The following is a 22,032-nucleotide window of genomic DNA, read 5'->3' as shown; positions in this document are numbered from 1 at the left end:
TTTTTTAATTGGAAGTTATAACCTAATAAAGTTGTCTTATTTTTATGTGAAAACATTCACATTTAATGTGACTGTAATCACAATCTCTCTTAAATTTTGAAATGTATAATTCCATTATGTAGAAGAGAAGTTGAAGCAAAGTTCAACAAGAACGGATAAGACTGAGGAGGCACCTAACCATGGCAGCGAAGAGAGAAAAATTAGTATTAGTCGGCAACGGTATGGCAGGCATAGGTACGCTAGAGCAAATATTGAAGCTAGGTGGAGCTTATGACATTACGGTCTTTGGAAGCGAACCTCATCCCAATTATAATCGGATCATGTTGTCCTATGTTCTCGAAGGCAGCAAAACCATCAACGATATCATCCTAAACGACTGGAATTGGTATGAAGATAACAACATTACCTTGCATACAGCAACAACAGTTACACGAATTGACGAGCATTCCAAGCAAGTAATTGCGGATAACGGTATGGCTGTTTCTTACGATAAAGTGATTATTGCAACGGGTTCGAATTCATTTATTTTACCTGTACCTGGTTGTGATAAGGAAGGCGTAGTGGGTTTCCGGGATATTGCAGATTGTGATGCGATGCTGGCTGCGGCTAAACAATACAACAAAGCGGCGGTAATCGGCGGGGGTTTACTTGGATTGGAAGCGGCAAAGGGTCTTGTGAACCTTGGCATGGACGTTACTGTAGTACATCTGATGGAAGATCTAATGGAGCGCCAGCTGGATCGTAATGCCTCTTCTATGTTGCAAGCTGAGCTAGAGCGTCAAGGCGTGAAATTTGCCATGGGCAAACAAACAGTAGAATTGACCGGGGAACAGAGAGTAAGTGGATTACAATTTAGTGATGGCACTTCACTTGCGGCTGATTTTGTAGTTATGGCTGTAGGCATCAAACCGAATATAACTGTGGCAAAAGAAAGCGGAATTGCCGTTAATCGTGGGATTGTAGTGGACGATTATTTGCAGACCTCTATGCAAAATGTATATTCCATTGGCGAATGTGCCGAACATCGCGGAGTTTGTTACGGATTAGTAGCGCCGCTCTTTGAGCAGGGGATGGTTCTAGCTAAACATCTCTGCGGAAGTGATACAAATCCATATGAAGGTTCTGTTGTCTCCACCAAATTAAAAATTTCCGGTGTGGATGTATTTTCTGCAGGTGAGTTTATGGATTCTCCTGAACATACTGTAATCTCAAGCAAAGATGAATGGAAGCGAACCTATAAGAAAATTCTGCTCAAAGACAATGTCATTGTTGGTGCAGTCCTGTTCGGGGATGTGACAGAGTCGGCTAACCTGCAAAAGTTAGTAAAACAAGGCGCTGTAATGACCGATGAAATTTATACAGAGGTTATGGGTACGGGCTGCTGCGGAAATGGAGCCAAAAAGAGCACATCCGTAGAAGCGATGGCGGACGAAGAAATCGTTTGTGGCTGTAACGGGGTTACGAAAAAAGCGATTGTGGATGCGGTCATAGAAAATGGTTTTACTACTGTGGACGAAATAAAAGCATGTACAGGAGCGACGCGCTCTTGCGGAGGTTGTAAACCGGTTGTAGAACAAATTTTACAATTTGTCCTGGGTGATAGTTTTGAGCAGTCTGCCAAGCAAGGAATTTGTAGCTGCACAACGCTTAGCCGGGATGAGATTGTTGCTGAGATTACAGCTAAAGGTCTTAGTACTACTAAAGAGGTTATGCATGTACTGGGTTGGAAACAAGAGGAAGGCTGCTCTAAATGCCGTCCGGCGATTAACTATTATCTGGGGATGATAAATCCGGATACACATCAAGACGAGAAGGAATCACGCTTTGTTAATGAACGTATGGGAGCCAATATTCAGAAAGACGGAACCTATACCGTTATTCCACGCATGTACGGCGGGGTAACGACACCGGAGGATTTGAAGAAAATCGCTGATGTCTCCCTTAAATATGATGTGAAAGTTGTGAAGGTGACGGGTGGGCAACGCCTGGATCTAATCGGGGTGAAAAAAGAGGATCTGCCGAAAGTATGGGAAGAGCTCGATATGCCATCAGGTTATGGTTATGCCAAGTCGCTACGTACCGTTAAGACTTGTGTGGGTTCACAGTTCTGCCGTTTCGGCACACAGGATTCGCTGGGAATGGGCGCGCTCATAGAACGTAAGTATGAACGTCTTGATTTTCCTGCCAAGTTTAAAATAGCTGTCAACGGCTGCCCGCGTAACTGTGCGGAATCCTGTACGAAGGATATTGGCATCGTCGGTAATGATGGCGGTTGGGAAGTGTTTATCGGTGGTAACGGTGGGATCAAGCCACGGATCGCTGACTCCTTCTGCAAAATAAAGACCGATGAAGAGTTGATCGAAGTGTGCTCCGCTGTGATGCAATATTACCGTGAGACCGGCAATTATTTGGAGAGAACCTCCGAGTGGGTTGAGCGTATGGGACTTGAGCAGATTCAAATGGTCATTTTGAATAATGAAGATAACCGCAAAGAGCTGGCCGCACGGATTGACTTTGCTCTGACTCAGGTTACGGATCCTTGGAAAAAAATGCTCAATGACAGCAGCACTCGTACTGCGCTTTTTGAAGAAACAAGAGTCTAGCGGATATAACGCACACAGAAGGGGAGAGACCAATGAATAAGACCACACAAACGTATGCAATAGGATCAGTACAGGATTTCCTGCTGCAAATTGGCCGCGTAGTGATTGCTGGAAATGTTGAACTGGCTGTGTTCCGTGCCTCTGACGGAGCCATCTATGCAGTAGAGAATCGCAGTCCTCATCCTAAGGGGGGCCCGCTTGCTGAAGGGATCGTGTCAGGTCACTATCTGTACGATCCACTGTACGATTGGAAAATCGATCTGCGCACGGGTGAGGTGCAGGTACCAGACCAAGGTAGTGTGGTGACTTATCCAGTCACACTGGACGGAGAGAAAGTTACAGTGAGCGTGTAGACACCGAAGAGTGTAGTAATAGATTTAATAGAAAACGGTGGGGTGGAGTATTATGTTTACGCAAAGTGTGGAGAGCATCGTAGAGACGGCAGTCAGTAAGCGGGACAAAATGAATGAAAGCATACCAAGATATTTTCTAGCAGCCCTATTGGCAGGTGCTTATGTAGGTATTGGGATTATCCTTATTTTCTCCCTAGGAGCACCGCTAGCGGCTGCCAAATCTCCTTTCCAACCGCTTATTATGGGCACATCCTTCGGCATCGCCCTGACGCTTGTAGTATTTGCAGGCTCAGAGCTGTTTACCGGGAATAATATGTTTTTTACTGTAAGTACACTGGCAGGCAGAACCAGTATCTGGGATACCGTTAAGAACTGGATTCTTGTATTCATCGGGAATGTGGTAGGTGCAGTGATTTTAGCACTTTTAATTCGTGGGACTGGGTTGTTCAGTGCTGCGCCGCCGGAGCATTTGATTTTTACAGCCGCTGCTAAAAAAATGAGTCTCCCGTTCTCCGAGCTGTTTTTTCGTGGAATCCTATGTAACTGGCTGGTCTGTTTAGCGCTATGGATGTCCTCACGCGCTAAAAGTGAATCTGCTAAGCTAATCTTAATCTGGTGGTGTCTGTTTGCCTTTATCGCAAGCGGATATGAGCATAGTGTGGCTAATATGACTCTGCTTAGTGTTGCTGTGTTGCTTCCAAATCATCCGGAAACCATTACGATAGCTGGATGGCTGCATAATATGATCCCTGTAACTTTGGGGAATATCATTGGTGGAGGCGTATTCGTCGGTATGGCCTATTGGGTGATCTCACCAGTGCGTGGTGCTCGCAACAACCGTTAAGATCCATTATTAATTAACTATATTAGAGCTGAACCGATCTTGGGTTTAGCTCTTTTTTTGTTGAATATAAAAAAAAGACACCTGCATTAGGCGCCTTGGACCACTCTATTTTATATTATGCAGAATAATTGGGTCATGTATGTTTCATTGAGGTGAATAGAGGGTATATTATAACGGAATTAGATCCGGCAGATTTCGTTCGGACACAATTCGCAGTGGCAAATTTCTTGCAGCATGCCAAGGTCCTTGATGACAATCATACCGTTCTCATACTCAACAGCATCTTTTTTACGCAGGTCGCTCAGCATCCGGTTAACACTTTCACGAGTGGCACCGATCATGTTGGACAAATCTGTATGCGTAATTTTTTTGTTGATAAGGATATTCTCACCATCGCTGCTCTTCTCACCGTAGGTGTTGCCAAGACGAATGAGCGTGGAGCAGAGTGCACCTGGTTTGCCGTACATCATTAGATCACGGAATTTAGTTTGGGTGAGACGGTGATGAATACCCATCCATTTCATAAAGTCGATAGCAAAGTCACAATGTTGGCAGATGAGAATTTCTAGATCTTTTTGTTCGATGACGCCAACTTCACTTTCTTCAATCACTTCGGCTGTAAAGCTATGCTTAGTGCTGAAGAATGGATCTGCTTGACCTACCATATCACCAGCTTGATACATATAAAGAATGAGTTCTTTACCTTCATCAGTAGATTTAGTTAATTTCACACGTCCACGTTTGATATAAAACAATTTATCCGAGTAGTCGCCTTCCCAGAATAGATGTGAACCCTCTGGAACTATGCGCTCTTTCATTGTAACTAGAAGTCTGTTGAAATTCTGTTCGGAGAAACAGTTTGTATTTCCGTGGGCTTCGATAACATTGTAATGTTCTTTTAGCATAATCGACATCCCCTTTATTCCCTCAGTTTTTCAGTAAATTTTAAATTAATTATACCTTGAAAATCCCTCGAATTGGTTATAAAAAATCGTTTAAAAGTGTCGAATTTTCAACATTGTGATAAATTTCACTTCTAAAGTGTTCGATGTAATATTCTTTTTAACTAAAAAAGAGTAAGTGATCTCACGTTTATGATATATGAACAGCGGCTATCCATTATTCTCAAATACTGGGTTAATCGCTGTTTTTTTGCGTCCCCGTTAGATTGTAACATATAACACAGTTGAAATTCATGTTCAAGAAATTAGTTTTATCTCAACTCCGTATAAATGCACACATCTTCATTACGGTCGGACATTGGCTGTACTGCTATGCAGCGATATCCTGAAATTGGAGCAAAAATCAGGAGAAGGAGAAATCATATATGGCAAAAGTAGCAGACAAATATCTTAAGGTTGATCCGTGGGCAATTATTGAAGAGGGCTTTGATCCAGAAAGAAATCGGACTTCGGAATCTATTTTTTCATTGGGTAATGAATATATGGGTGTAAGGGGATATGCAGAGGAAGGGTATTCAGGTGACACCCTGCAAGGAAGTTATTTTAATGGATTAAATGAACAATTGGATATTGGCAATCACTACAAAGGGATTATTCGCTCGCTGAGATATATGGTGAATGCGGTGGACTGGCTGTATACACGTCTATCTGTAGATGGTGAACAGCTTGATTTAGCAAAAAGTAACGTAACGGATTATGTGCGTAGGTTGGATCTTCGTAAGGGTACGTATCGGAGAGAGCTAGTCTGGCATCTAAACGATGGCAAGTCGCTAAAAGTAGTCTTTACACGTCTGGTCAGCATGACTATGTCTCATTTGGGGTTGCAGCGGGTGGAATTTGAACCCCTTAATTTCTCGGGGAGCGTGGACATTTGTGCAGGTCTTGATTTCGGCATTATTCATGAAGAACGCGGCGAATGTATGTGGAACAGTCTCCGCAGCGGAGTAAGTGGAGCGTCCTCTGCTATTATGGCGAGTACCGTGAATACTGGGAACAAGCTGTTCTCAAGCTTTACCTTACAATCCTCGCAGCCGTTGCAGCTTACTGCTGTCGAGAGTGATAAGTTTATTGGACAAAATTTCACCCTCAACCTTACGAAAGGAGAAGTCTCCTATTTTACCAAACTGGTTATGAACTATTCGGATAGTGATTCTGCCCATACAGCTGAAGAGCTGTGGAGCAAAGGTCTGTCTCTTGCTGAAACCGCAAGCCAATTGACGGATACTCAAATAATCGCTGATCAGACAGCTTATTGGAAGGGCATCTGGGAGACAAGTGATATCCGAATTGAGGGCGATCCTGAGAATCAACAGGGTATTCGTTTCTGTATCTTCCAGCTTTATCAGACCTATCATGGCGATCATCCCGGTTTTAATATTGGTGCCAAAGGGCTGACGGGGGAAGTATATCGTGGGTTGGCTTTTTGGGATACAGAATCCTATTGCTTACCGTTCTATATGTTCAATAATCCAAAGGCTGCCCGGAGCTTATTGGAATTCAGATATAAAACATTGCCACAGGCTATGCAGCGCGCTAAAGAGGTGGATTGTGAGGGAGCTTGCTATCCTATTGCTACTATAGATGGAACAGAAAGCTGTGATCTCTGGCAGCACTCTAATCTTCAGCTTCATGTAGGGACTGCTGTTTCTTATGGCATTTGGCATTATGTCAAAAATACCGGTGATAAAAGCTTCCTGCATAGTAAAGGGGCTGAGATGCTGATTCAGATCAGCAGATTCTATGCTACACGTGGTCAATGGGGGCAACGCAGCGGGGAATATGGTTATTTTGGCGTAATGGGTCCTGATGAGTTCCAATTGATGGTCAATAACAACTGTTACATTAATCTGATGGCTCAACAATCTTTTGAATACACCCTAGAGACTCTTCGGGAGATGAAAGAACAAGCTCCTGCTGCTTTTGCAGCTGTGGTAGAGAAAACAGAACTTCATGACGAGGAACTCACCGATTGGGAAAATAAGGCGCAGCATATGCGGATTCCGGTTGACGAAGTGACAGGAGTTTATGAAGAGCATGATGGGTTCTTCGATATGCCACATATTGATATTCATTCGATTCCGGTAACAGAATTCCCATTATATTCGAACTGGTCATATGATCGTTTGTATCGCTATGACATGATTAAGCAGCCGGATGTACTTATGTTTATGTTCTTGTACAGCGGACAATTCTCTAAAGAAGCGAAGCTGGCGAACTACGAATACTACGAGCCTAGATGTATTCATGAGTCTTCGCTGTCACCTTCGATCCACTCCATTTTGGCAAGTGAAATCGGCAAACCCGAGGAAGCATATTCGTTTTTTGAATTTGCTACTCGACTGGATTTAGACAACTATAACCGCAATACCCGTGAAGGGCTGCATACTACCTCAATTGCTGCTGCTTGGATGAATATTGTTTACGGCTTTGGCGGAATGCGATCGGATGGAGCGCGTCTGTCCTTTCAGCCAACCCTGCCAGAACGCTGGGATGAATATAGCTTCCAAGTGTTGTATGAAGGAGTGCTTCTGAGAATTGTGGTCGACAAAAATTCCGTAACAATCACTGCGGTTAATGGTGGAAGTACCGAAATTATAGTGTACGGACAGTCGATTACAGTGGATGCTTCCGGAAAGACGCTTCCACTAGGTGAAGGGATGCTGGCAGGATGAACTGGATCGTAAAGGATAGTTGTTTTGATAAACAGCTTGTGACGACGAACGGTAACAAATATATGTTAGGCAACGGCTACATGGGATATCGCGGCACACTGGAGGAATTCAGTAAAACCGAGCTAGCAGCTGTCACCCTCGCAGGTCTATATGACAGAGCAGGAGACAAATGGAGAGAACCCGTTAATGCCCCTAATGGATTGTTGACCAAAATTTTCTGTAATGATCAGCTCTTAAGTGTGCTTGACCGTGAACCGGTCGCTCATACTCAGGAGTTAAATATCCGAAATGCCATTCATCATCGGAGCACTGAATTTGCTGTATCTGACGGAGGGACGTTGACGTTTACCGCAGATCGTTTCGTAAGCCAGGATAATCTTCACTTGCTCGTTAGTAAATACTCTATTCGCAGCACACAAGACTGTCGAGTAGCCATTGAGACGGGAATTGACGTAGATGTGTGGGATATCAATGGACCTCATCTCTACGGACAAACGGTGCAATTGAAGGACGAGGTGCTGATCTCTTCATCGGTTAGCGGAGAATTGAAGATTCCGGTGGTTGTGGCGGAGAGGGCGGTATTCAGTTTTGGTGAGGAGCTACTGGAAGATGGTGCTGCTGTTCGCCGGATTTCTTTTGATGCCCGTGCGGGTGAGACGTATGAATGGTTTAAGTATGTAGCAGTCTATACTGGACTTGATGCTGATCAGCCGGAGACGGAAGCTGTTAAATCTGTCCATGCTGCTGAGGCGCTGGGTTATGAGGCGTTATTTAAGTCTCACCGTCTGATATGGGATGAGAGATGGTCACACAGTGATGTAATCATCGAAGGTGATGAAGCTGCCCAATTTGCCTTGAGATATAGTATCTATCAGCTGTTAATCATTGCGCCTACAGTTTCGGAGAAGGTGTCTATTCCAGCCCGGGGATTATCGGGTCAGGTATATAAGGGAGCTGTATTTTGGGATACGGAAATGTTTATGTTGCCGTTTTTCCTGCACAGTGATCCTAAGGTAGCGCGGAACTTGATGATGTACCGGATTCATACATTGGATGGTGCTCGCCGTAAGGCAGCGGAATATGGATTTTTGGGCGCATTTTATGCTTGGGAAAGTCAGGATACGGGAGACGATGCCTGTACTTTGTTTAATGTGAATGATGTATTTACAGGCCGGCCGATGCGCACCTATTTCCGCGATAAGCAGGTTCATATCAGTGGTGACGTTGTACATGGGATCTGGAAATATGTTCAATTCACAGGCGATGAAAGTCTGCTTACTAGTGGAGGAGCAGAGGTCATTTGGGAATGCGCTCGCTTTTTCTACTCTTACGCTTACTATAATTCGGTTAAACAGCGGTTTGAGATTCTGGATGTTACAGGTCCGGATGAATATCATGAGCGTGTGAACAATAATGCTTTTACGAATGCACTGGTTAAAGAGACGCTTGAGATTGCCTTGCGTACGGCAGCTTTGCTGCAAGAGAAGTATCCTGAGGATTACAGTCAATTGTCCGCTCAGTTTAGCTCAGGGCCATTCCTAGAGGAGTTCAAAACGATGCTGGATAGCTTTTATGTTCCACAGCCTGATCCTGCAAGTCTTGTTATTGAACAATTCGACCGGTACCTCACCTTGGAGGATGTAGAACTAACAGAACTGAAATCACGTGTGCTTAATAAAAATGAGTATTTTGGCGGCGGCAATGGCTTAGCTACCACCACAACCATACTTAAACAAGCAGATGTTGTGTTGATGCTGAATTTGTTCAAGCACTCCTTTAGCAAGGAAGTGAAACAAGCGAACTGGGAATTTTACGAACCGCGTACGGAACACGGATCAAGCTTAAGCCCTTGTATCTACGCTTTGGTAGCTGCTGATATTGGTTCACCGGATTGGGGCTATCCGTATTTTATGCGTACGGCTACCGTCGATCTCACCGGCGAATCTAAGCAATATGTAGGGGATCTCTACATCGGAGGGACTCATCCGGCTGCGAATGGTGGTGCTTGGATGGCTGCGGTTCTTGGCTTCGCTGGGTTGGACTACGATGGAGGGGTTGTGCACATCAATCCATCTCTGCCGCAACATTGGCAGTCCGTTCAGCTTCCGGTTACCCTGCGCGGCGACACCATCCAACTGCGGATCAGTAAGGATGAAGTCACTGTGATCACAGCTGCTGATTACAGTGGAGACTTGGTATTCTCGGTGCAAGGCGGAGAAGGCAAGTCCTGCTCTGCAGGTGAGATCCTTCGATTGGCCTTTGACGAAACGGGATTATAAATATTAATACACAACGGAGAGGAAGCAAATCAATGTTGGAAAATATGAAAGGCGCCATCTTTGATCTGGATGGCGTGATCGTAGATACAGCCAAATATCATTATTTGGCGTGGGCGAGTCTTGCAGATGAGCTTGGCTTTAAATTCACGGAGGAGGATAACGAACGGCTTAAAGGTGTGAGCCGGATGAGATCACTTGATATCCTGCTGGAAGTGGGTGGCCTGGAATTTGAGGAAGCAGAGAAGCAGGCAATGGCGGAGAAGAAAAACCGCCTGTACGTAGAATACATTTCTCGACTCGAGGAATCGGAGCTGCTGCCTGGAGTGAAAGAATACCTAACAGGATTGAGATCACGTGGGATTGGCATTGCATTAGGATCAGCCAGTAAGAACGCTGAGTTTATTTTGAATAAGCTGAACATTACAGACTTATTTGATGCAGTTGTTGACGGCAACAAAGTGTCACTAGCCAAACCGGACCCAGAGGTGTTCCTGATCGCGGCTCAGGAGATAGGCTTGCAGCCGGATGAATGTGTTGTGTTTGAAGATGCTGAGGCAGGCGTTCAAGCAGGTAAAGCTGCTGGGATGAAGGTTGTAGGTATCGGCAAACCTGAGGTGCTGAAGGAAGCAGATCTGGTCGTAAAAGGATTGTATGAGCTGCTGACAGACTAAGGCTCTAAATGAACATGGGACCGACTCCAAAGTAGCGGATGACTTTGGGGGCGGTCTTTTTTTGTGCAAAGTCTCTGTATTTAGCTAGCTCAGACTGTCTATCGGACCTCATAGTCGCTATTAGCCATAATACGGCTCATTTGCGAGCCTATCGGACCCCATAGTCGCTATTGGCTCGAAAAGTCCTCGTTTCGCGCATGTTTGGAACGAATAACGCCTCTGGAGTCCGAAACTCCCCGTAAAAGCAGGAATTTGTTCAAATAGCTGCATCTGAGTCCGATCGCTCATCGTGCTGAGAGTGTATGGGAATGCAAAGTGCCGAATAAGTAGCTGAGCTGCACATTAAGTAATTCAGATAGTTAGTCTTAAGCTCAGGCGGTGATCGGATCCCATAGTTGCTATTAGCTGCATATTAAGTAATTGAGAACGTTAGTCAAAAGCTCGGACAGTGTATCGGACCGCATAGTCGCTATAAGTAATAATCCGGCTCATTTGCGATCCTATCGGACCGCATAGTCGCTATTGGCTCGAAAAGCCCTCATATCGAACATGTTTGGAACGAATAACGCCTCTGGAGTCCGAACCTCCCTGTAAAAGCAGGGATTTGTTCAAATAGCTGCATCTGAGTCCGATCGCTCATCGTGAAGAGTATGTGTGGGAATGCAAAACGTCGAATAAGTAGCTGAGCTGCACATTAAGTAATTCAGATAGTTAGTCTAAAGCTCAGACGGTGATCGGACCCCCATAGTCGCTATTAGCCGTACATTAAGTAATTCAGAAAGTTAGTCAAAAGCTCGGACAGTGTATCGGACCTCATAGTCGCTATTAGCCAAAATTACGCTCATTTGAGAAGATATCGGACTCCATAGCCGCTATTGGCTCGAAAAGCCCTCGTATCGCGCATGTTTGGAACGAATAACGCCTCTGGAGTCCGAACCTCACCGTAAAAGCAGGAATTTGTTCAAATAGCTGCATCTGAGTCCGATAGCTTATCATGAAAATAGTGTGTGTTGGAATGCAAAACGTCGAATAAGTAGCTGAGCTGCACATTAAGTAATTCAGATAGTTAGTCTAAAGCTCAGACGGAGATCGGACCCCCATAGTCGCTATTAGCCGTACATTAAGTAATTAAAAAGTTAGTCAAAAGCTCGGACAGTGTATCGGACCGCATAGTCGCTATTAGCCAAAATTACGCTCATTTGAGAAGATATCGGACTCCATAGTCGCTAATGGCTCGAAAAGCCCTCGTATCGCGCATGTTTGGAACGAATAACGCCTCTGGAGTCCGAACCTCCCCGTAAAAGCCAAAAATCAGCCCAATAGCTGCATCTGAGTCCGATAGCTCATCGTGAAGAGGGTGTGTGGGAATGTGAAATGCCGAATAAGTAGTAAGTCGCACATCAAGCAACCCAACGCCCTACAACGCCACCATCGCACATCAAGCAATCCAGACGCCCAACAGACAAAGTACATTCATGTATTGAAGTACTTGAGTATTCAAGTGTTCAAGAACATACATGGCACTTCTTCCATATAGAGTTCATTTCTCCTAGCCTCACGCAGTGTCCTTTACGTCGCCTCCCACTTTTTCTGTTTGCGGTTTTTAAGAGTTCCGTTGATAGAGTTGCGAAGTGGAGGTTTGGAGCTGGAGAAACGCCAGTGGTCGCCTTTATCCTCGGATTTCTACCGCTCAGCGGTATAAAATCAGGAAATCTGAGGATAACAGCGATCGTAAGCCCAAACGCTCTACGTAGTGGCGAACATATCATCGTGCTCTTTTTATCCGCCCAACAGAAAAAACTACATACAAATGAACATAAAAAACTTTAAAATAAACATATGTAAGCGTTTATCACTTTGATATAGTTATTGAACCCGGAGGTGTATCTCGATGTTGTCTAGGCTGATTAGGCCGATTTTGAAGCTAAACGTCAAACAACAGCTTATCCTGCTGTTTCTGATTATGATCTCGCCGATTCTGTTTTTGAACATTTACGGGAATATGAAGGCTGAGCAAATTCTGAAGCGCCATGTGACGAATGCTTATGTAGAGCTGAACAAGCAAAACTTCACCATCATTAACCGAGATATTGATACCGTAAATAAAATTACTACCACTGTAATTCAAAATCCTCTGATTCAACAGATTAATATGACGGGTTCGGATACCATTCTGGAGCGGGTTAAACGTTATGAGACGATAGAGAAGCTGTTGGTCAGTTACTCGCAGGGAGCGGAGCGTGGGGACGGCATCTATTATTCCCTTTATATATACGATCCCGAGGATTATTATTTTTTTGCACCCAATTTCCCACAGGTTAAGAAGGCGGGGGTATATTTCTTTTCCAAAGCGGAAGAGCCCTATTGGTTCGAGGAGGTTGTCCAGAAAAAGGGTCGCGGATCTCTAAAATTTACAGGGAAGCTAAGTGCACAAGCGGAAAACTTGAAGACTCTTACCTATATGAGAGCTGTCAATAACATCTCCAGAAAAGCTGAGACCATTGGGGTTTTAGTCATTACCAAAATGGACGCAAAAATCGGAGAATCCCTTAAATCCATATCGTTGCCTGATGGTGATATTTACTTAACAGATCTGGATAATCGTGTACTCGCTTCTACTACGAATAATACTGGTGAGATCATTACGCTGCCGGAGACGGTCGTTGCTGAGGATTTGGAGGGAACCGTGGATGTTATTACCTCGGATTTTATTTATGTGGTCAATAATAACCATGCCTTAGGACAGAAGCTAGTCTACAAAATCGCCGTAAAAGCGCTGCTGCAGCAACAAAACGAAATGAAAAGTGTGATTCAATACATAACTGTGGCCTATGCTGTTTTTGGATTAATCATGATTACTTATTTCTGGCGTTCATTAATGACGCCTTTGCAAAAGTTAGCTTTTTTCGTCCGGAAGTTTGAGCCAGGCAATCGTGTCCCTGAGACGCCAAAAAGAGGGAGTAACGATGAGGTCAGTGTGCTGATTGGCTCTACCTATGACATGGCCCGCAGGCTAAATGGACTAATTACTTATAAATACCAGATGGAGCTAAAACAGAAGGAATCACAGCTTCAACTGCTCTATCAGCAGATCAATCCGCATTTGCTCTACAACACTTTGGAGAGTATTTACTGGAAAAGCTCGCTGGAAGGTAACGTTGAATCCGCCGAGATGATCAAGGAATTATCCAAGCTTATGAAGATTAGCCTCAGTCGGGGAAGGGAGCTGATTAGCCTTGAAGAAGAGCTGGAGCATGCAACGGCCTACATCAAGCTGCAGCAGCACCGGTATGATTATATATTTCGTGTAGTAATGGAGATTCATCCAGATACGAAAAGAAATCTAATTCCTAAAATTACCCTGCAGCCGTTAATTGAGAATGCTATTATTCATGGTGTCAAAAATATGGGCGAGGATGGGGAAATCATCATTAGCGCAGTTTGTGTGGACGATACCGTCGAGATCACTATTGAAGATAATGGCTATAAGACTGTTGATTATCAGGCCATCGAAGCTGTGCTGAATGACGACAGTCCAAATCCGGCCAGCGGTTACGGGATTCGCAACATTAACCAGCGTATTCATTTACACTTCGGCTCTGATTATGGCATCAGCTATACCCCTCGTAAAGAGGGCGGTACATTGGTGACGGTTAAGCTTCCGAAATCAGAGAATATGGACTAAGGAAGGGGAGCATACAGATATGTTCAATATATTAGTTGTGGATGACGAACCCTTGATTTGTAAAGGGCTGAGCAATTTATTAGCTTCTTCGGGGTTAAACATAGACCATATTTATACAGCAAACAGTGGTTTTGAAGCGCTGGACTGCATTCGGATGGAGGAAATAGACCTGCTCGTTACTGATATTCAGATGGGTGCAATGAGCGGGATTGATCTAATGCAGCATGCAAAATTGGCCAAACCCTGGGTACAGACCATCGTGATTTCTGCACACGAGACGTTTCAATATGCGCAAATGGCCGTTAGGCTTGGAGCGAAGGATTATTTGATCAAACCTTTGAATAGTGAGCAATTTCTGGATTCGGTGCGAAATGTGCTGCTTAAGATGGGGAAACCATCACCAGAATTGGATATTTTCATGTCAGGAATTAACGAAAGCTTTCGGCTGGAAGAGCCGCTTCCGGAATACAGCAAGTTATTGAATGAGCTGCTCATTGAGCCTGAAGGTGTACTGTGTGATGCAGAACGCTTGCAAAAGCTGGATAACCTGAAGCTGCAAGGGCCGTATTTTTCCGTCTTAAAAATTAAGGTACCTCTGGCTGGAACGAATCAGGAGAAGCACTACACCCTGCGGGACAGACGGCTTCTTTGTTATGCCGCGCTGAATATCGCCAAAGAGCTGATGGATCAGGAGTGGAACTCGACAGCCTTTTACGCAGAGGATGAAGAGATTACGATCATTATTCAGTGGGATGAAAAAAGCTATGAAGATTCGTCTGCCAGCCAAATTAATAGGCTAGATATCCTTGGCCGTAGTCTTCATTTTAATATTCAAAAATATCTGCACTTAAATGCAGTTATCGGCATCAGCCAGATTCTCAAGGGTCTTTCTTTTATGGCTGTATTGAACCGTCAAGCCTCCAAAGCCATTCTCTGGAATAATGAACACAATGACCATTATGTGTTTTACTACGGGGATTTTAATTGGAACAGCTACACAACCGATCCTTCAGTAGAAGAGCTTCATACACGCAGCAATCTGATTGTAGAGAAAGCGAGAGAGTATATTGACGAGAACTATGCGCAAAAAGGATTAACCATCCATGAAGTGGCTAAGAAAAACCATGTCAGCCCCAATTATTTGAGCTATCTGTTTAAGAAAAATACAGGTTACAACCTGTGGGAATATGTAATTAAGCTGCGGATGGAAGAAAGCCGGGAGATGATTTTGAACACAGATCTTCGCAGATACGAAATCGCCGAGCGTGTAGGTTATGAATCACCGGAGCATTTTAGTAAAATTTTCAAAAAATATTATGGGATTAGCCCCAGTGAATTGAAGAAGTAAAAACACATACTACTTCGGTAGATTTAGACATGTTCAGTACAACCCTCATTTTCTACAATTTAAGGTAGGAAGCATTTTGCGAAAAATGCTGAAAGAAAAATGGAATGAGGGAGCCTGATGAATCAAACCGCAGTTGTATCCGAAAATCCGCCGGCGCTGAAGGGTACACCTTACAAGCAAAACCGCTGGAAGAAAAACTTTTGGGGATATATGTTCCTCGTACCTGCTGTGATTATTTTTGTAATGTTCTTGTGGGTGCCAATTTTTAAAGGCTTGTTGTACAGCTTCTACCATGTTGATTTTGTAAAAGGGAATAGCTTTGTTGGCTTTGAGAACTATGCTAGAGCCCTTAGTGATCCGGATGTTTTGACCGCGTTAAAAAATACAGGGTATTACATGCTTCTATGTCTTATTATCGGGTTCTGGGTTCCGATTGCTTTTGCTATTATGATCTCGGAGCTGAGAAGGTTTGGGGGCTTTGTGCGGGTAGCGGCTTACCTACCTTTTGTAATGCCTGGTGTGGTGCTATATGGACTCTGGAGATGGCTTTATGATCCTGTGGGCCCAATCAATGCAGTATTAAGCTCGCTTGGTGTGGACCAGGTTGCCTTCCTGACAGATACAAGGTGGTCGATGATTTCCCTTGTTTTTATGGAGACGTGGCAGCAGTTTGGATCAGGGATGTTAATATACTTGGCTGCTGTACTCAGCATTCCGCGGGATTGGTATGAAGCAGCTGAGATTGATGGGGCGGGTGTGTGGGCACGTATAAAGTACATCACATTGCCTTCGCTACGTAATTTGATCATTTTGATGTTTATATTACAGATTATCGGGACTTCACAAGGGTATCAGTCACAAATGGCGCTGCTTGATGGTGGGCCGAATAATACTACGCTTACCTATGCGCTGCTGATCGTAAAATATGCTTTTACGCGACTCGATTATGGAACAGCGACTGCGCTTGGCATGCTAATGTTCATAGTCCTAGGTGGTTTGGGCATTTTACAGTTCAAGCTTAACAAGGAGGACAACTAAGATGAAGAGCGCAGATAGAGGGATTCTCTCAGAACATGATTTGAAAAAAACAAGCAATAAGATCTTTTATGGCTTGATGTGCGTGGTTATTTTGATTATGGTGTTTAGCATGCTGTATCCGATTTGTATGACGTTATTTAACGGACTGAAATCGAATCAAGAGGTGAACTCATTCCCACCGCATTTTTTCCCGCAGGAATGGCACTTCAGCAACCTTAAAGAAGCGATGAGCTACATTGATCTGCTGATGTTCCTTAAGAACACTATTTATATTTTTGTGGGGAATATGGTCGTGACACTAGTCGTATTGGGAATGTCTGCTTTCAGCATTTCTCGTATGAATGTTCCTTACAGAAAGGCAATTTATTTCTTTTTCCTGATGACATTGTTTATTCCGGCGACCAGCTACATGATTCCCAACTTTGTCAATCTAAAAGAGCTTGGATTACTGAATCAGTACGCTGCCTTTTGGCTGCCGGCTGGTGCGAATACATTCTATTTTCTACTCTTAAAGAACTTTTTTGATGGGATACATCCTGAAATTTTTGAAGCCGCGCGGATTGACGGCTCCTCTGAGCCGAGAAGCTTTTTCTCCATTGCAGTGCCATTGTCGGTTCCGATATTTGCTACGCTGGCGATCTTTATCTTTTCTACTGCATGGAATGACTGGTTCTGGCCATCTCTGGTTATGCACAGTGAAGAGAAATATACGCTCGCGACAGCAATCTATAAATACGTTATTAATGTAAAGGCACTTAATACGAATATTAAATTCGCTATCCTATTTATCGTATCGTTGCCGCCGATCCTTGTCTTCCTGATCTTCCAAAAGTTCATTATGCGTGGCGTCGCATTATCAGCAGTTAAGGGATAAGCGCGGATCGACGAATTTAGTCACGGATCGTAAACATGCACATGAAAGGAATATAAATGCACCTCGTTTGTAAACGATTTCTCTTTTATGATCGATATGTAAGATAACTATGAATTGAAAAGGGGAGTTTCAATGCGTAAGTACTCTAGCGTGCTACTAAGCCTCCTTGTGGCCGGATCATTGTTAACCGCATGCGGCGGTAACAACAATAACGGAAACACGACAGGAAACAAGGAAGGGGAAGCGACTACTGCGCCAACGAATGCTGCAACAGATAATGCTGGCAGTGCTACAGCAGCGCCAACTGATGATATCACACAAAGAAAAGTGACCATCAAAATTCACTATCCAACCCCTGACCTAACCGAAGTTAGAGCACAGGAAGATGACAAGATCAAACGTTTCCAAGAGGAGTATCCGAATGTTGAAATCGTCAAAGACGATTGGCAGTACAATGTAAGTGAAATCGGCATCAAAATGGCAGCGAATGAAGCTCCAACCTTCTTTAACACTTACGCTACAGAAGCAAAATTCCTAGTTGAAAAAGGCTGGGTAGCTGACATTACGGATCTGTGGAATAAATACGAATTTAAGGATCAAATTAACCCGGTTCTCCAAAACCAATTTATCATTGACGGAAAAGTATTCGGCGTAACTCAAAAGGGTTATGTAACAACCACAATGATCAACAAAAAAATGCTGGATGAAAAAGGCGTTGCTGTTCCATCTATGGATTGGACTTGGGATGATATGCTGAATACCGCGAAAGGCGTAGCTGATACCAAAAAAGGGATTTCCGGTATTGCTCCAATGGGTAAAGGGAATGAAGCAGGCTGGAACTGGACCAACTTCCTGTTCGAAGCTGGCGGTGAAATTCAGAAGATTGAAGGCGGTAAGGTTGTAGCTACTTTTAATTCTGAGGCTGGGATTAAAGCGCTGGATTTCTACAAGAAACTTAGATGGGAAGCAAACGCGATTCCTCAGGATTGGGCACTGGGCTGGGGTGATGCTGTAGGCGCATTCCAACAAAGTCGTACAGCAATGGTAATGGCTGGATCTGACGGTGTTATTGAGCAAGCGTTGAATCAAGGCGGTCTGAAACCAGAAGATGTACTTACGTATCCAATGCCTGCGATGGAAAAAGGCGGAAAACACACTGGGGTACTTGGTGGTGACTACCTTGTAATCAATCCAAATGCAACACCAGACGAGCAAGAAATGGCATTCCGTTATATTACATTTGATTACTTCTCCGATAAAGGTCTAGAAGCACTGGATGCGGTTCTGCAACAACGTACAACGGATGGCAAATACTTTATTCCGCCGCTCTTAGATTACTATTCTGCAGATTCTGACTTCGGCAAGAAAACAAAAGCTGTGTATGATAAATATACAAATGTATATCAATACAGCCCTGATATTTTAGGCTTGCTGGACGGTAAACCGGAAGCGCAATACAATACACAGGACTACTACGCAACCATGTCCAATGTAATTCAAGAGCTGTTCTCCAAAAAGGGAACAGATTCCAAGACACAGCTTGAAGCTGCTGCAAAAACAGTGCAAGAGAAATTCTTCGATACAATTAAAGTAGAATAGGCAAGGAAGGACAGAACCGGCTCCTTTAGGAGTCGGTTTTTTTATGTTTATATTATTGATATTTTTATAAATCAACACGACGGATGGTTTCCGACTATTTTTTAGAGGGTCATGGGAAAAATAGAGTGTCAACAAAAATAGATTTGCATTTTTAAAATATTTTTGCGAGCGGAAAGGTAGAAAATGGGTATTGGTTCTTGTCTTTTTAAACATAAACTTTAGATTTAAGGGATATTACAGCATAAATAATGGTAAAAAACCTATAAAATGATCGAATGAAAGCGCTTTGAAAACAAATCAAAAAAACTTTATACTTTGTGAAAGATTTCACTATACAAGGTGGAAATGATGTGATAAGATAAATGTGTAGAGAAAAACAACCTAAAAATTGACAGGAGGACGAGGGAGATGGCAGTTAAGAACGAAGTCGCCGCCCAAGTTAAACAAACTACCGCTGAAGAGTATATTCAGACTTTGGTGGATAAAGCGAAAAAAGCACATGAGGCATTCATGGCGCTGGATCAAGAGCAAGTTGACACAATCGTTCATGCAATGGCGTTGGCTGGACTCGACAAACATATGTACCTCGCTAAATTGGCTGTAGAAGAAACTGGCCGCGGGGTTTACGAAGACAAAATTACTAAAAACATCTTCTCGACAGAATATATCTGGCACGGAATTAAATACGATAAAACAGTAGGCGTTATTGAAGACAATGCTTATGAAAGCTTCCAAAAAATTGCTGAGCCCGTCGGAATTGTAATGGGTATCACACCGGTAACCAACCCTACATCCACCACGATGTTTAAAGCGTTGATTTCGATTAAGACACGGAACCCTATTATATTCGGTTTCCACCCATCTGCGCAAGAGTGTAGTGCAGCAGCTGCTAGAATTCTTCATGATGCGGCTGTAAAAGCTGGCGCACCTGAGAACTGTATCCAATGGATTGAAATGCCAACGATGGACAAAACAAATGCTTTGATGAACAACCCTGACGTTGCACTTATTCTCGCAACAGGCGGTTCTGCAATGGTAAAAGCAGCTTATAGCTGTGGTAAACCAGCTCTTGGCGTAGGTCCTGGTAACGTACCTGCATTCATCGAAAAGAGCGCGGATATCGATCAAGCCGTAACGGACATCATTCTTTCCAAAACATTTGATAATGGTATGATCTGTGCTTCCGAGCAAGCTGTTATTATCGAAGAACCAATCTTCGATCAAGTGAAAAAGAAAATGATCGCTAATGGCTGCTACTTTGTTAACAAAGAAGAAGCTGCCAAACTTACTAGCGGCGCTATGAACGTTGATAAATGTGCGGTTAATCCAGCAATCGTTGGACAATCCGCAGTGAAAATTGCTGAAATGTGCGGCATTCAAGTTCCTGCCGGCACTAAGATTCTGGTAGCAGAACTTGAAGGTGTAGGCACTAAATATCCATTGTCCGCTGAAAAATTGAGTCCTGTGCTTGCTTGCTACAAAGTTAAAAACGCAGATCAAGGTATTGAACGCGCAGCACAAGTTGTTGAATTTGGTGGTATGGGCCATAGTTCGGCTATTCACTCCAACAACGAAGAAGTAATCATGAAGTTCTCTAACCGTCTGCAAACAGGACGTATTCTCGTTAACTCGCCTTCCACTCATGGTGCGATCGGCGATATCTATAACACTAACATCCCTTCGTTGACGCTGGGCTGCGGATCTTATGGTCGTAACTCCGTGTCGCAAAACGTTACAGCAATCAATTTGATCAACGTGAAAAGGGTGAATCGTCGTACCGTGAATATGCAATGGTTTAAAGTACCTGACAAGATCTATTTCGAAAAAGGCGCTACTCAGTACCTGACCAAAATGCCTGATATCACACGTGTCGCAATTATCACTGACCCAATGATGGTTAAGCTTGGATATGTTGAGAGAGTTGAACATTACCTGCGTCAACGCCAAACTCCTGTAGCGATCGAAGTGTTCTCGGAAGTTGAACCAGATCCATCGACAACTACAGTTGAAAAAGGTACAGCAATGATGAACAGATTCCAACCGGACTGCATCATCGCACTTGGTGGTGGTTCCCCAATGGATGCTGCAAAAGGAATGTGGTTATTCTATGAACATCCAGACGCAGACTTTAATGGTCTGAAACAAAAATTCATGGATATCCGTAAACGGGTTTACAAATTCCCTAAACTTGGAAACAAAGCTAAGTTTGTAGCGATTCCAACTACTTCGGGTACAGGTTCGGAAGTAACATCTTTCGCAGTTATTACCGATAAAACAACTGAACAACACACTAAATATCCTTTGGCTGACTACGAGCTAACTCCAGACGTAGCTATCATTGATCCAGAGTTCGTATATAGCTTGCCAAAAACTGCTGTAGCTGATACAGGTATGGACGTATTGACACATGCCATCGAAGCTTATGTATCTGTTATGGCGAGTGACTACACGGATGGTCTGGCAATTAAAGCAATCCAATTGGTATTCCAATACCTTGAAAAATCGGCTCTTGAAGGCGACAGAGTTGCCCGTGAAAAAATGCATAACGCATCAACACTTGCTGGTATGGCCTTTGCTAATGCTTTCCTGGGTATTAACCACAGCTTGGCGCATAAATGGGGCGGTCAATATCACACTGCTCACGGTCGTACTAATGCGATCCTTATGCCACACGTTATTCGTTACAATGCTAAGAAACCTACGAAGTTCGCTTCGTTCCCTAAATATTCACACTTCGTAGCTGACGAGCGTTATGCAGAAATCGCCCGTATTCTGGGATTGCCAGCTCGCACAACTGAAGAAGGTGTAACTAGCCTGATCAATGCTATTCGCGACATGAACAAAAAACTGGGTATCGAAGAATCCTTCCAACAATTGGGCTTTGATCCTAAGGATTTTGAATCCCATGTAGATTACTTGGCTGACCGTGCATTTGAAGATCAATGTACAACTGCCAATCCTAAGCTGCCGCTGGTATCTGAACTCGCAGATGTATATCGTAATGCTTTCTACGGAAGATTTGATAATTAATATTTGGTTAAGTAGATAATAGGATGGTTGTGGATTAGATATAAGTGACAAATATCACCGGAAAGGTGATATTT

Annotated in this window: 13 protein-coding genes; 12 read left to right on the top strand and 1 reads right to left on the bottom strand. The window is 43.6% G+C overall.

Annotation, left to right across the window (positions count from 1 at the left end):
* Nucleotides 1–179: 179 nt before the first annotated feature.
* From nirB to MKY14_RS12890, 3 genes are read left to right on the top strand one after another with little or no spacing between them, the layout of a single operon-like run.
* The gene (nirB, locus tag MKY14_RS12900; RefSeq protein WP_340976581.1) at nucleotides 180–2,603 is read left to right on the top strand and encodes a nitrite reductase large subunit NirB; all 2,424 of its coding nucleotides are present in this window, start codon (nucleotides 180–182) and stop codon (nucleotides 2,601–2,603) included.
* A 32-nt stretch (nucleotides 2,604–2,635) separates the two neighbouring features.
* Nucleotides 2,636–2,956: a nitrite reductase small subunit NirD gene (gene nirD / locus MKY14_RS12895; RefSeq protein ID WP_340976580.1), complete on the top strand. Its 321-nt coding sequence runs from the start codon at nucleotides 2,636–2,638 to the stop codon at nucleotides 2,954–2,956.
* Nucleotides 2,957–3,008: 52 nt separating this feature from the next.
* Nucleotides 3,009–3,800, top strand: a complete 792-nt coding sequence (locus tag MKY14_RS12890) for a formate/nitrite transporter family protein (RefSeq protein WP_076280502.1) — start codon at nucleotides 3,009–3,011, stop codon at nucleotides 3,798–3,800.
* Nucleotides 3,801–3,979: 179 nt separating this feature from the next.
* On the opposite strand, the gene MKY14_RS12885 is transcribed toward MKY14_RS12890, so the two are convergent.
* Nucleotides 3,980–4,705 (bottom strand): Crp/Fnr family transcriptional regulator, encoded by a 726-nt coding sequence (locus MKY14_RS12885; protein ID WP_036682945.1) that lies wholly within the window; start codon nucleotides 4,703–4,705, stop codon nucleotides 3,980–3,982.
* Between the two features lie 422 nt (nucleotides 4,706–5,127).
* Between MKY14_RS12885 and MKY14_RS12880 the strand changes: the two genes are divergently transcribed.
* The 9 genes from MKY14_RS12880 (at nucleotide 5,128) to adhE (ending at nucleotide 21,958) form a co-directional block, all read left to right on the top strand.
* Entirely contained in the window at nucleotides 5,128–7,434 is a 2,307-nt protein-coding gene (locus tag MKY14_RS12880; protein WP_312150454.1) for a glycoside hydrolase family 65 protein, read from the top strand.
* Nucleotides 7,431–9,713, top strand: a complete 2,283-nt coding sequence (locus tag MKY14_RS12875) for a glycosyl hydrolase family 65 protein (protein WP_076280500.1) — start codon at nucleotides 7,431–7,433, stop codon at nucleotides 9,711–9,713. Before MKY14_RS12880 ends, MKY14_RS12875 begins: the two co-directional genes overlap by 4 nt.
* Before the next feature lie 32 nt (nucleotides 9,714–9,745).
* Nucleotides 9,746–10,384 (top strand): beta-phosphoglucomutase, encoded by a 639-nt coding sequence (gene pgmB / locus MKY14_RS12870; protein WP_076280499.1) that lies wholly within the window; start codon nucleotides 9,746–9,748, stop codon nucleotides 10,382–10,384.
* 1,891 nt (nucleotides 10,385–12,275) lie between these two features.
* Nucleotides 12,276–14,069, top strand: a complete 1,794-nt coding sequence (locus MKY14_RS12865; RefSeq protein WP_340976578.1) for a cache domain-containing sensor histidine kinase — start codon at nucleotides 12,276–12,278, stop codon at nucleotides 14,067–14,069.
* A gap of 19 nt (nucleotides 14,070–14,088) precedes the next feature.
* Nucleotides 14,089–15,417, top strand: coding sequence for a response regulator (locus MKY14_RS12860; protein ID WP_076278412.1), 1,329 nt, complete (start codon nucleotides 14,089–14,091; stop codon nucleotides 15,415–15,417).
* 210 nt (nucleotides 15,418–15,627) lie between these two features.
* Nucleotides 15,628–16,455: a carbohydrate ABC transporter permease gene (locus MKY14_RS12855; protein WP_370510708.1), complete on the top strand. Its 828-nt coding sequence runs from the start codon at nucleotides 15,628–15,630 to the stop codon at nucleotides 16,453–16,455.
* 1 nt (nucleotide 16,456) lies between these two features.
* Nucleotides 16,457–17,329: a carbohydrate ABC transporter permease gene (locus tag MKY14_RS12850; protein ID WP_076278411.1), complete on the top strand. Its 873-nt coding sequence runs from the start codon at nucleotides 16,457–16,459 to the stop codon at nucleotides 17,327–17,329.
* A 132-nt stretch (nucleotides 17,330–17,461) separates the two neighbouring features.
* A complete protein-coding gene (locus MKY14_RS12845; RefSeq protein WP_076129626.1) occupies nucleotides 17,462–18,928 on the top strand; it encodes an ABC transporter substrate-binding protein in 1,467 nt (488 codons plus the stop codon).
* Nucleotides 18,929–19,336: 408 nt separating this feature from the next.
* Complete coding sequence (gene adhE, locus MKY14_RS12840; RefSeq protein WP_036682925.1) at nucleotides 19,337–21,958, top strand: bifunctional acetaldehyde-CoA/alcohol dehydrogenase; 2,622 nt, start codon at nucleotides 19,337–19,339, stop codon at nucleotides 21,956–21,958.
* Nucleotides 21,959–22,032: the final 74 nt, after the last annotated feature.

It is taken from the genome of Paenibacillus sp. FSL R5-0887 (assembly GCF_038002305.1).
In the GTDB taxonomy this organism is placed as follows: domain Bacteria; phylum Bacillota; class Bacilli; order Paenibacillales; family Paenibacillaceae; genus Paenibacillus_AQ; species Paenibacillus_AQ odorifer.
This window is presented reverse-complemented; position numbering and strand designations above follow the sequence as displayed.